A 12,757-nucleotide genomic window follows, 5' to 3' on the forward strand; every position below is an offset into this window, starting at 1 on the left:
ATGAAAAACACGGAGCATTTGATACGATTGCGCCGAATATTCACCCAGGTAGTTGAGGCCATTGTGATTGGGCTGGCTCTCTATGCTAGCATACAGGTGACACAGCCGGATTTTGTTAAGTTAATTACTGCGGCGCCAAAAGCACGTCAGGTCTTGCGCGAACTTTTAGCGCCCGATCTGTTTACCCGCGAATCGGAAGTGGTTACGGTGGGAGTAGCCTTGCCAGTTCCTTGTGGGAGTGCTCCTGAAGATGAGGGCCGGGCGTCTGGTCCGAGATTAGAGGTAGAGCCTAAGTGTGCAGCGGAGCGCGAGACCGTTGTCGTACGCGGTGAGGAATTAGGTAAGGGGGTACAGGTGACCCTGCGTTGGCGCTTACCTGACGGAAACACTTTGGGCATTCAGCGTTTAGTAACTGACGCAGAGGGAAATTTTGAGGTACGGGTGCAGGTACGTCCTATTGTTGCTACAAAAGGAGGTCAATCGGCGCGCATCGAGGCAGAAGTGACCCTACCAGGTGGACGGATAACTCCGTCGCAGACCCTGAGGGATGTGACCGATGCCATGTTTGTAACAATTTTTATGGCATTACTGGCCACTACGCTGGGGACACTTCTGGCCATTCCACTTAGTTTCCTGGCTGCATCCAATATCACGCGACGGGGCCGCGTGGGGGCTTTGGTGTACTATCTGGTGCGCACATTGTTAAATCTGATCCGGTCCTATGAGCCCCTGGTTATGGCAACCATTTTTGCGTTGATTGTGGGGTTTGGCAGTCCTTTTGCTGGCATTCTGGCTTTGGTGATTGTTACGACGGCCTCGCTGGGCAAGATGTTTTCGGAATCTATAGAGAGCATAGACCCAGGACCCATTGAGGCTATCACTGCCACAGGAGCGAACCGTGTTCAGGTCATTTTGTATGGTGTAGTGCCCCAGATTTTGCCGGATTTTCTCTCATTTACCATATATCATTGGGATATTAATGTGCGTATCTCGACCATCATTGGTTTTGTGGGCGGTGGCGGTATTGGGGATTATCTCTCCAAGCGGATAAATGCATTTGAGTATAGCAAAGCCGGCACGGCTTTACTGGCAATCATCCTCGTGGTGTGGGCGTTAGATTTCTTGAGTGCGCAAATTCGCAAGAAACTTATTTAGTTCACATTTTGGTGGATAAACTCTAGAGTTTGCCGAGCGACCTGGTCGAAATCGCGATCAATCATGACACAATGGCGAGAATTTTCCAACCATATCAGACGCTTTTGAGAAGAACCTAATGACCGGTAAAGGCTTTCGGCTCCTGCTGGGTCAATCGTTCGATCCAGGCGCCCTTGGAAAATAAGCGTCGGCTGTGTGACGCGAGGGGCTTCCTGGCGTGCCAGTTGTTGCAGTTTCAAGAGTTGGGCAGCAGCGCGCAGAGGAACAACCCCATAACCCTGCCAGGGGTAGGGTTCTTCCTCTTGATCCTTGGTATAGGTCTTAGGAAAAATCTGGATAACCAACGAAAGCCATCGGGTGCGCCATAGGCCTGGTACATGGTAAGCGGGGGCATATAGCAGAAGTCCTCGCGACTCGGGGTATTGACGAGCCAGCAGCAGCGCTAATAGCCCTCCCATGGATTCGCCACCAATGAAGACATGGTGACATGCGTGACGCAGGGATTGAAGAGTCGAAGCAGCGCTACTTAACCAATCCTTCCAGTGAGTGCGGTTGGTTTCGAAAGGATTAGTCCCATGTCCCGGGAGAAGTGGAGCAGCCACGGTAATTCCTTGTTGATGGAGGAAACGGGCGAGGGGCTGTACTTCTACGGTGGTTGCGGTGAACCCATGAATTAACAAAACCCCGATTTCCCCATTTCCAGGCCAAAAAAAGGACTTGCCATTCAAGTGGGGATTAATGACCCAGTGAGTTGTGGGGGATAATTTCATGTTGATCGGTTCAGGGGCAGGATGTGTGTGGCATAAGGTAGGAGGGCTATTTTAGGATTTGTACCTACTCTATTATAGGCGATTTCCAGGGCAGTCTCTAAATCAGGCGCGTAAGTAAGCAGGCATTTCTCGACCAGGGAGCGTGACATCTCTGAAACCAGGAGGATGGGATTACGTGCCACCTGGCGGGCAATTTGAAAGGCTTTGTGAGGACCAAGGCGAAAACCTGTTCGCTCAAATTTTTCCAACGCCTGCTGATAATTGGTTACATCCTCCAAAAAGGTTTCCAGTCCAGGGTGGCCACTGCCCTCGGGGCAGGCTGCACTCAGGATAACAACACCACCTGGGCGGGCAAACATCGTTGCATGGGTCAGAGCCTTTTGGGCTTGGTAGAGATTGATGTCTTTGGGATGTCCACCCGCCGAGGCAATTACCAGATCATAATCAGTGCGGGCATTAACCATGTAAACATCTTGTACAAGGGGAATCCCGGCTAGCATGACCTGATAAGGATCCCCTGCCAGGACATGAACAATCTGATGCGCTTCATCGAGGATGGTATTTAGAGCAAAGTGAAGCCCCATCATGCGACCGATCTCCTCTACATCCTGGCGCATGGGATTATTAGCAAAGATCCCCGCCTGGGCATTGGGATCGGTAAGCATTTGGTGGTTACGGGTAATGGTTTCTAACCCGGCCAGACCAATTGCGGCTGTTTTTGCCCCTCCCGAATACCCCATGAAGTGATGGGGTTCAATATTTCCAAGGGTAACTCGAAAGGCAGCGGAATAAAAAATGCGGTTGACGTAAACAGGAGTCCCGCGTGAGGTATATCCCAGGAAGTATAAGTTCTCAGCATCCGTAGCATTGTGATTCAGGATGCGATAACGTTGGAGGATCTCCCTTGGAATGAATTCTTGAAGGGAGGCGGGGTCAACGGGTTTGTGTGTACCAGTGGCGATAATCACCACAATATTTTCTGGCCTGATGCCGATTTGCTCCAGCACTTCTAGCAGAGGGGGTAATAAGATGTGAAGTGGAAGCGGACGAGTGGGATCGTTGATGGCAATGGCTACCGAATCGGGCCGAGGGATTTCCTTAAGGGGCGGATGTCCAATGGGATTGGCAATTGCCCGGTAAACGGCCTGGATAGGATCAGGATGAGGTGCCTGTTGACGTGGGAGGATCAGGTCTACATGGAGATGAGGCGGTAGCCTCAGAGTCAGAGAGGATTTTCCAAACGGGAGTTTCCACTGGGTGGACATACGGGCTGTGATTGAGGAAAGGTAACAGTAAAAATTTTATCATTGTTTTTAATTTAGGCGAGAGGCGTGGGCTTGCTTTGCTTCATTGAACATATGGAGGTGCCACAAAAGAGCGATCTCACGCCGATAGAGGCGTTTCAATTTACTCAATAGATGGGCGCTAGTTTCGGCTTCGAGCAAGTCTTGTTTTTCGATCAAAGGGATCTGGAGTAGGGAAGCCGCAAAATAAAGCAGGGGTAGCGAGTCATGGGGCAAAGTCAATTTTTCTAGGGGCAATGACTCGTTGGTAATCTCCTTAAGCACTCTCAAGTAAGCCGTGATCCATGGCCGCAGATGTTTTGCCTCTCGAGCAACACTCAGGGTTTGGGGTACTTCCATTGGGATGATCTCTACCTTCGCTTTTAAGAAGGGACCGCTGCGGTCTAAGGTCAAGATGCGAAACCGTTCTTCTCCAACAGCCAGGATGTTCATGCGGCCATCGGGAAGGTATTCGATCTGACCAATGTTTGCTACGCAACCGACGAGATAGGGTTCAGGCAAAGGCCCTAACGCCTCAACTCCTCGTTTGATTAACGCGACTCCGAAAGATGAGTCGTGACGTAATGTCTCCTGAATCATTAGACGATAGCGAGGCTCAAAGATGTGCAAGGGCAGAGGGGTCCCGGGAAATAGCACGGTATGTAATGGGAAAATGGATAATTCGCGCATTGATTAGATAATTTTAAGCCCCACATCCATTTGTGGGGCTTAATTTATAAGCATAACCCTGTTAGAACCGATTTTTTTCTTTTAGCCTTTCAGCGGTTAAGGGACCTGAATTTTTCGCGCCATTTCTTGGCCGTTTCAACCTGGTACGGAAGGCTCTGTTCGTAAGGCGGGTAGGCTATCCCGGCTTCGGTAATAATAGCGGTGATATATTGCGCGGGTGTTACATCAAAGGCAGGGTTGAAAGCGGGGGCTCCAACCGGAGCAATTGGATGGCCATCGAAAGCGACAATCTCTTCTTCGGAGCGTTCCTCTATCGGGATTGCAGCGCCATTGGGGAGAGAAAGATCAATCGTGGAAGTTGGAGCGGCGACGTAAAATGGAACACCATGCGCATGGGCGGCCAATGCCAGATTATAGGTTCCAATTTTATTAGCGGTATCTCCATTGAGAGCCACCCGGTCGCATCCCACCACCACTGCATCTACTTTTCGAGTGCGCATCACAAATCCCGAAGCCCCATCCACAATAATCTGGAAGGGTATCCCCAATTGCTGAAGTTCCCAGGCAGTGAGGCGTGCACCCTGTAACCGAGGACGGGTTTCATCCACGTAAACAAAGACCTCATGCCCATGTTCATGGGCTGTGCGGATGATTCCTAGCGCGGTGCCGTAATCTACCGTGGCGAGGGCACCCGTGTTGCAGTGGTGAATAAAAGTGACTTTGGGGGGAAGTAATGGCAACGCATTCAATCCGATCTGGCGGTTGGTTTGAACGTCTTCCTCGGCGATGGTATGTGCCTCGTTTAGGATGGTGTGAAAGATCTGGGTCGGGTCGTTGGTTGATAGTGCGTTGACAAGGCTCATGATGCGATCTACCGCCCAGGCCAGATTGACTGCTGTGGGTCGGGAGGCTTTCAAAAGGGTGGCGGCTTGTTCAAGGTGCCGGAGAAGATCTTCTACGGTTTTAGCCGGACTTTGCAAGGCAGCCAGCGCCATACCATATGCAGCGGTCGCGCCAATCGCCGGCGCACCGCGCACGGTCATATTGCGAATGGCCTCGGCCACTTCTTCCACTCGGGTCAGGGTGATATAGCGAACTTCGTGGGGAAGCAGGCGCTGATCGAGAAGCACCAGCGCATCATTGCGCCATTCCAGGGTTCGATAAGGAGCCATGACGTAACCTCAACACTGGAAATTTGTGAGAGGAATTATAGTCGATTCTGCAAGAGGGAGCCTGGAAAATTTCTTCTTTGTTTCGCTTGACAACTTATCAGAGACCATGTAGGTTATAGTTGTATTGCAATTGTTAGGTCTCTCATAACTTGTCTGTTACAACAGCGGGCACCTCAAGGGGGAACGAAAAAGGCCGCTTTCTGTTGTTCAGAAACCTATAAATTTTCAACAAGGAGGATTTTATGTGCAACAAGCGGTTCTGGTTGGGGTTGGTGCCCGTTTGGGTGGTGCTTGCTTTCTTGGGAGGCATCTTTGTACGTGCCAGGGCGGATGTGCATGCACAAACGGAGTCGCCTGTGGCGTTCACATATCAAGGGCAGTTGCAGGAAAATGGAACACCAGCGGAAGGAAATTATGACTTGCGGTTTCGACTTTATAACGCGGAAGAAGGAGGAAACCCGCTAGGAGAGGTGGTGTATCAAAACGTCTCGGTCAGTCAGGGAAGATTTAGCGTCTTGCTTCCTTTTATGCCGGAGGTTCTGGAGGCTGAACCAGGGTATCTGGAAATTGCGGTCCGACCCGGTGGGAGTGAGGAAGAATTTACGCCACTTTCCCCACGGCAAGCGCTAACCCGGGTTCCTTTTGCCTGGCGGGCAGATCGGGCGCTTGTGGCGGCCCAGGCTGAAGCCGTGCCCTGGAGCGGTATCAGTGGTAAACCTGCGGGGCTTGAGGATGGGGATAACGATACGACGTACAGTGCGGGGAGCGGCCTGGTGCTTGACGATTCAACTTTTGCTCTAGATGGTGCCTATTTGGATGCGCAGTACTGGCGCCTTGGCGGTAACGCCCTGGGTTCGGAAAGCACGATGCTCGGGAGTACTGATAATCAGTCTTGGGGATTAATGGTCAATGGCGTGGAGGCCTTGTCATTAAGTAGTGCCGGAGAAGGGCAGGCAACGATTAAATTCACCCAAAATGCGGGTTCAGAAAAAGCCATCGAAATTGGTGAGCGCTATCGGGATAACGGTATCGTGGCGTGGGGGCAGGTTAATGGTAATGGCGAATTAATAAGCGGATTGGGGGTTGATTCGGTTTCGATCAACAGCGATAACTCCTTCCATGTGGTCTTAAATGTGGCAGCAGATGCCTCTTCGTTTTTGATGGTGACAGCCACCCCTGTTGTTGATGAGGCCTCTGGAATGCCCATATCTGGACTGACACTCGTAGTGAGTAAGGTTGATCTCAAAACGGACGGGAAACCCGAATTCGATGTTTTTATCATAGAGGAAGGAACCATTACCTCGGGTTTTTACGGTTTCAATTTCATCGTCACAGGGCGATAGAAGGAAGGTGAGAATGTTCCCACGGCGATGGTTTAAGACCAGCGTGATCCTTGCCCTTCTGGTGCTGATATTGACCTTTCAGGGGGTTCAATCCGGAAACTCGGCCCTCGCTCTACAGGGACAGTGGGTAAGCGGAAGTGGTACCCCAGCCTCGGAAAAGTGGGCTCTGACTTTCACTACGGGCGAGCCGTTTGATCCCGTCCCTATGCAGGGAGAGCGTTACCGCTTTGAGAGTGGCATTCCCATTCAAACCTCTTGTCGAGGCTATGTGCTCTTTCTGCCTCTAGTGGGTCGCTAAGTCGAAAGGCCCGTTTTCGGGCAATCTGGAGAAGCGCCGAGCGGTTCTCGGCGCTTTATGCTCTTAAAGGGGTTTCTTAGAAAATTCAAAGAATTTCTATTTGGATTCTAAGTAACCAGAGCGGTCAAATCCTTTACGATAAAGATGCGCTTTCGGAATATACAGATGTCTCGAAGCCGTAGGCTCACATAAATTTGTGGGATGCATAAACGACGAAAAAGACCTGATAGGTAATTTAATTCTACAAAATACAAGGGGGATTTTTCTAAATCAAAAGGCGGTGTCTCTCCTTTGCGACAAGAAATCTTATGTCGAAAGGGCGGAGCATGCCAGGACCATTGAGACGCTCTATTTCCCCTCTCAGGAGATTTGCTAAATTTGATGAAGACGGCTACCGTACGTTTACCGGAATCTCTCCCCTTGCCAGAAAACAGGGTGGAAGAGCATGTTCATATTGAACCTTATCATGGGCCAATCCCACTAAATTTGAAGGAATTCTGGCGCTATCGGGAACTGCTTTACTTCCTGGTCTGGCGAGATATCAAAGTGCGCTATAAACAAACCCTGCTTGGAGCAGCCTGGGCCATTATTCAGCCTTTCTTCACGATGGTGGTCTTCTCCATTTTTTTTGGGCGGATGGCTCAGATGGCATCTAATGGGTATCCCTATCCCATTTTTAGTTACACCGCCCTGCTTCCCTGGACGTATTTTTCCGGAGCGCTTTCGCTGGCTGCCAACAGCCTGGTGGGAAGCGGGGGCCTGATTACCAAAGTGTACTTTCCGCGGCTGATTGTGCCGGTCTCAAGCGTTCTTTCAGGGTTGGTGGACTTTGCTTTTGCCTTTCTGGTATTGATCGGGATGATGGTTTTCTATGGGTACGCGCCGACGGTTTATACCATTCTCTTGCCGTTATTCTTACTGCTGGCGTTAGTCACGGCGCTTGGGGTGGGGCTGTGGTTTGCGGCACTCAATGTGAAGTACCGTGATGTACGTTATCTAATCCCTTTTTTGACCCAATTCTGGCTGTTTGCGACCCCGGTAGTTTATCCGAGCAGTTTACTAGAACAGCCCTGGCGCACGCTTTATGGGCTGAATCCCATGGTTGGTGTGGTAGAGGGCTTCCGCTGGGCCCTATTGGGTGACCGTCCGCCAGAATTAATGATCCTGGTTTCGGCGATTGTCTCAATCCTATTGCTGATTAGCGGCATGTATTACTTCCGGCGCACTGAAGATACCTTTGCGGATTTGATATGAACCCTTCTAAACCCCATCGCGAGATTTCCATCCGGGTTGAAAACCTGGGTAAACGCTATCAAATCGGGCAGGGAGCACAGCCTGCGTATCACACCCTGCGTGACCAGATTTCGACTCTGGTTACCCAACCGCTGCGTTGGATGGGTATCAGGGCAAAGGAGGATTTAGCGCCACGATATGATGAGAACGAGTTCCGTATCTGGGCATTACGCGGTGTTTCGTTTGAAGTACGCCAGGGGGAAGTAATTGGCATTGTAGGGAGAAACGGTGCTGGTAAGAGTACTTTGCTCAAAATTCTGACCCGCATCACCATTCCCACCGAAGGGAGTGTGGATTTATGGGGCCGAGTGGGCTCGTTGTTGGAGGTGGGAACAGGCTTTCACAAGGAATTGACTGGCCGGGAAAATGTGTACCTCAATGGTGCGATCCTGGGGATGAAAAAAGGTGAAATCGCCCGCAAGTTTGATGAAATCGTTACCTTTGCAGAGGTAGAGCGCTTTATCGACACGCCGGTCAAATATTATTCTAGCGGGATGGCCATGCGCCTGGCGTTTGCAGTGGCGGCGCATTTGGAACCGGAAATCTTACTGGTGGATGAGGTGCTGGCTGTTGGCGATGCGGCTTTTCAGAAAAAGTGCCTGGATAAGATGGAAGAAGTGGGGCGGGCAGGGCGCACCATTTTGTTTGTGTCTCATCACATGCCGGCCATTGTTCGTTTGTGTGAACGGGCTATCTGGTTACAGGACGGACAAATTTATCGTGAGGGACCCGCCTATCAGATCGTTAGCGAGTACCTTAGCGAGTCGTTGGGAACCACCCCCATTCGTGAGTGGCCAGACTTAATGAGCGCCCCCGGGGATGAGGTGGTGCGGTTACAAGCCATCCGGATCCGCAATGCGCAAGGTGAGATTACCGATACGTTTGATATCCGGGAGCCGGTTGGAATCGAAATGGAATATGTGGTCCTGAAAGGTGGGTACGCCTTACATGCTGGCTTCAGCCTGCACAACGATGAAGGGCAGTGGTTGTTCGCCTCGCTAGATACCGACATGGAATGGGATGCAAAACCCCGCCAACCAGGGCGCTATCGCAGTCTGGCCTGGATCCCCGGGAATTTTCTGGCTGAGGGGACCATGATGGTTGGGCCGTCCATTCGCACGGAAGACCCTGAGATATTGCATCTCTATGAGCCGGAGACGGTGGCTTTTCAGGTCACCGAGCGCCCCGGCCTCGGACCGAGCAGTCGAATGGGATTTGTGGGGCATTTTCCGGGGGTTGTGCGTCCGTTTCTCAAGTGGGAAACCCATTTACTGGATCCCAATCCCTGGAATGGCCGCCCGGGGTTGCGGGTGGAGAATCTGCCATGACCGCTGCATCGTCACCGTTGATTTCAATTGGGTTACCCGTTTACAACGGTGGGGCTTTTTTGGAACAGGCTGTGGACGCTATTCTGGCCCAAACCTGGGAGGATTTTGAACTCATTATTAGCGACAACGCCTCTACCGATGCTACCGAAGAAATTGCCCAGATGTACACCAAACGGGATCGGCGTGTGCGATACGTGCGCAATCCGGAGAATCGTGGGGCGGCGTTCAACTACAACCAGACGGTAGCCCTGGCGCGGGGTAAGTTCTTCAAATGGGCAGCGGCTGATGATTGGATAGCTCCCACCTTTTTAGAGACTTGCCTGAGTCCACTTCAAGCGGATGAGACGGTGATCCTGGTCTATCCTCATACTGTTATGGTGGATGCTTCTGGGCAGACCATTGAGATCTACCAGGATGAACTTCACTTGACGGAGGAGGATCCGGGCAGGCGGTTTGCCCATTTTCTGGCCCGTTTCCGTCGTAAAGACAAATGCAATGCGGTGTTTGGACTTATTCGGATGGTTGGACTGCGGCAAACGCGTCTGATTGATTGTTTTACCTCTTCAGACATCACGCTGTTGGGGGAACTGGCCTTGCTTGGGAAGATGGTGGAGATTCCAAAAGGGCTATTTTATCGGCGTGATCACCCGGGATCGAGCGTGCGGGCGCTTAAGCCGGCCGAGCGAACGGCCTGGTTTGACCCGTCACTAAAGGGAGCTCGCTCGTATGTTCAATGGCGACTGGGATGGGAGTTTATGCGTTCGCTGGTGCGTTTGCCGCTTTCGTTGAGGACGCGGTTAATCGGCATGTTAGAAGTGATGCGCTGGGGCTTATGGCGGCGCAGGCTGCTGGGCGCAGAGGCTCAAATCTGGATGTGGTATCAGGCACAACGGCTTCCTTCCCCGGTGTACGCGGGTTTACGTTCTCTCTGGCATTGGGCGCGAAATTCGGCGCATAAATCTCTGGAGTTGTAAAAGGTTTGCCACACTGATTTGTGATCTTTTGAAAACTCGGGACTTAACTCATCAGGAGGAAAACATGAAAACAAGTAAGCAGTGGTTGGTTAGGGCAGGCTATGCACTGATTCTGCTGAGTCTGGTGATGGGGGGAATGCTTTTTTCACCTCAGAACATTGTTTTTGCAGATACCAGCGGGCCTTCCATCAACGTGTGGTATGGCACTACCCAGTATTTCGGAGATCCTGGGGTGCCGGGGCGTCAAATTTACATTTTGGGCAATGTAACCGACTCGGATGGGGTGAAGCTCTTACAGTATTCGCTAAATGGCGGCCCATTTATTAATCTAAAAATTGGGCCCTATCCTGCGTCCCCAAATGGCCCACGCTTGCTCTATGGGACTGGGGATTTTGCAGTTGAACTGTTTGATGGAGAACTTAAAGAAGGGGCAAATCGGCTTGATTTATATGCCAAAGATCATCTTGGATATTCTACGACCCAAATCGTCACCATTTTTTATACCCACAACAAGAAGTGGCCTCTGCCTGCCAATATTGCCTGGAATCCTGATCCTTTAGTGTGGCAAAAGCAAGCCCAGGTGCTGACGGGTTTGTGGACGTTCAGCTCAAATGCAGTTCGTTCATTAGCAATGGGCTATGATCGGATGATCGCTATCGGGGATATGGGGTGGCGAGACTATGAGGTGCAAGTCAACATCACCATCCACGAGGTTGACGGTACCAATGGCTTTAACGCGCCCAGTTATGGGCCGGGAGTGGGGTTGTTACTGCGCTGGACCGGGCATACTGACGAGCCTTATACAGACGTTGGGGAACATTGTGATCAGCCCAAATGTGGTTATCTGCCGTACGGGGCCATTGGCTGGTTACGCTGGCAAGATTCCAGCGATCTTTCAGACGTGGACTTGCAATTGCTAATCAACAATCCCTTGCTCCCAAATTCGTCAGATTGGGCCGTTAATCAAGGGGATACTTTTACGTTCAAAATGCGAGTCGAGACGCTGAGCGATGGTCGTCCGAAGTATTCGCTCAAAGTCTGGAAGAGCGATCAATCCGAACCTTCTAATTGGACATTAGAAGGTATAGGTCAAGCAGGCGATCCTATTTCGGGTTCGGTTGTCCTGTTGGCCCATCATGTGGACGCTACTTTTGGGAATGTCTCGGTGACGCCATTGAACCTTGATCTGCCTGAATCCACCGCTCAATCGGATGATTTCAATATGTGTGCTCTTGATACCACCCGATGGACAGTTGTCAACCCGGTTGGAGATGGCAGCCAGGGAATTGAAGAGCCCTTCACCGCTAATGCTCATCTTTCCTTTGTCCTACCCGGCGGAGTTGAGCACGATATGAATGCCCGTGATGCACTGGGAGGGAATCGAGCCGTTCGAGTGGTTCAGCCAATTAATGACACCGATTTCATCTTTGAAGCGAAATTTGATAGTTCGGTACAATCCACGAGCACACTTCAACGGCCTCTCCAGGGTATGATGGTTGAGGAAAGCGCCACCCCCGCCATGCGCTGGATCCGGGCAGATTTCTACAGTCAGGGCAACGGCACCCGTCTATATGTGGCAACCTATGAGGGGCCGCTGAATGTTCGGTCGGGTAGCCAGGAGGGAAAACTGGTGTGGTTTGATGCACCCGTGATCGAAGGAAATCCTGCTCCTTTGTACTTGCGTATGGAGCGATACGGGAGTCGCTGGCTTATTTCTATCAAAGGCCCTACGGATACTGATTGGCGCACAGTGGTAAATGTGCCTTTCCTGGTTCAAACCGCTCGGGTTGGGTTATATGCGGGAAATGCGTATGGTAGTAACTCTCCGGCTTTTACAGCCAAGGTGGATTACTTCCAGAACCTGGCCAGTCCAATCACAGCCGAGGATGCTGCACGGAACACCCTCGAGGTCAGCATCAATCCGCAAGGTGGGGGTACAGTCATCAAGGCGCCCGATAAGACGGAATATGCTTGCGGGGATACAGTTGGTCTGCTGGCAAGTGCCAACACGGGTTACACCTTTGCAAACTGGAGCGGTGACCTGGTTGGGACATCTTCTTCTGGCACGGTGACCATGAATGGTCCCAAGGCCGTGACGGCTAATTTCAATCCTATCCCTTACACCCTTACTGTCAACACAGTAGGGAACGGTGTGGTTACCAAGAGCCCTGATAAAACCACTTACACCTATGGAGAGATAGTGACATTGACGGCTGTGCCCCAGGCGGGGTGGGGCTTTGCGGGTTGGAGTGGAGGCGCGAGCGGGACCGCAAATCCAGTTGCAATCACAATAACTGGAAACACCACCGTGACGGCCACCTTCTCAGTCAATCGAATTTTCATCCCACTCGTCCTGCGCTAAACGGTACTGCTTGAGGGTGAGGGATGGGAAAGATCCCTCACCCTCAAGCCCTTCGATCTTGTAGTAGTAAACGCACGGAAAAGAGAGGC

Annotated in this window: 11 protein-coding genes; 7 read left to right on the forward strand and 4 right to left on the reverse strand. The window is 51.4% G+C overall.

All coding sequences use genetic code 11. The features are described 5' to 3' along the window. Positions 1-1,155, forward strand: a complete 1,155-nt coding sequence (gene phnE, locus SE15_RS06140) for a phosphonate ABC transporter, permease protein PhnE (RefSeq protein ID WP_054521194.1) — start codon at positions 1-3, stop codon at positions 1,153-1,155. Here phnE and SE15_RS06145 read toward each other — a convergent pair. The 4 genes from SE15_RS06145 to mtnA all read right to left on the reverse strand — a co-directional run bounded on the left by SE15_RS06145 (position 1,152) and on the right by mtnA (position 5,070). Continuing rightward, entirely contained in the window at positions 1,152-1,925 is a 774-nt protein-coding gene (locus SE15_RS06145) for an alpha/beta hydrolase (protein ID WP_054521195.1), read from the reverse strand. The genes phnE and SE15_RS06145 overlap by 4 nt on opposite strands. Beyond that, positions 1,922-3,190 carry a nickel-dependent lactate racemase family protein gene (locus tag SE15_RS06150; protein ID WP_054521196.1) on the reverse strand — a complete coding sequence of 423 codons (1,269 nt, stop codon included), beginning with the start codon at positions 3,188-3,190 and terminating at the stop codon, positions 1,922-1,924. The genes SE15_RS06145 and SE15_RS06150 overlap by 4 nt, the downstream gene beginning before the upstream one ends. A gap of 48 nt (positions 3,191-3,238) precedes the next feature. Further along, positions 3,239-3,898 (reverse strand): LON peptidase substrate-binding domain-containing protein, encoded by a 660-nt coding sequence (locus SE15_RS06155; RefSeq protein ID WP_054521197.1) that lies wholly within the window; start codon positions 3,896-3,898, stop codon positions 3,239-3,241. 89 nt (positions 3,899-3,987) lie between these two features. Further along, the gene (gene mtnA, locus SE15_RS06160; protein ID WP_054521198.1) at positions 3,988-5,070 is read right to left on the reverse strand and encodes an S-methyl-5-thioribose-1-phosphate isomerase; all 1,083 of its coding nucleotides are present in this window, start codon (positions 5,068-5,070) and stop codon (positions 3,988-3,990) included. Between the two features lie 242 nt (positions 5,071-5,312). Here mtnA and SE15_RS06165 point away from each other — a divergent pair, with 242 nt between their 5' ends. The 6 genes from SE15_RS06165 (at position 5,313) to SE15_RS06190 (ending at position 12,668) form a co-directional block, all read left to right on the forward strand. After that, entirely contained in the window at positions 5,313-6,413 is a 1,101-nt protein-coding gene (locus SE15_RS06165; protein WP_054521199.1) for a hypothetical protein, read from the forward strand. 13 nt (positions 6,414-6,426) lie between these two features. Then, entirely contained in the window at positions 6,427-6,711 is a 285-nt protein-coding gene (locus SE15_RS06170; protein WP_054521200.1) for a hypothetical protein, read from the forward strand. A gap of 381 nt (positions 6,712-7,092) precedes the next feature. Beyond that, positions 7,093-7,965: an ABC transporter permease gene (locus tag SE15_RS06175; protein ID WP_054521201.1), complete on the forward strand. Its 873-nt coding sequence runs from the start codon at positions 7,093-7,095 to the stop codon at positions 7,963-7,965. Continuing rightward, entirely contained in the window at positions 7,962-9,332 is a 1,371-nt protein-coding gene (locus SE15_RS06180; RefSeq protein WP_054521202.1) for an ABC transporter ATP-binding protein, read from the forward strand. Before SE15_RS06175 ends, SE15_RS06180 begins: the two co-directional genes overlap by 4 nt. Further along, entirely contained in the window at positions 9,329-10,306 is a 978-nt protein-coding gene (locus SE15_RS06185; protein WP_054521203.1) for a glycosyltransferase family 2 protein, read from the forward strand. Before SE15_RS06180 ends, SE15_RS06185 begins: the two co-directional genes overlap by 4 nt. Before the next feature lie 64 nt (positions 10,307-10,370). Then, positions 10,371-12,668 carry an InlB B-repeat-containing protein gene (locus SE15_RS06190; protein WP_054521204.1) on the forward strand — a complete coding sequence of 766 codons (2,298 nt, stop codon included), beginning with the start codon at positions 10,371-10,373 and terminating at the stop codon, positions 12,666-12,668. The last annotated feature ends 89 nt before the right edge of the window (positions 12,669-12,757 follow it).

Source organism: Thermanaerothrix daxensis, from assembly GCF_001306145.1.
GTDB lineage: Bacteria > Chloroflexota > Anaerolineae > Anaerolineales > Anaerolineaceae > Thermanaerothrix > Thermanaerothrix daxensis.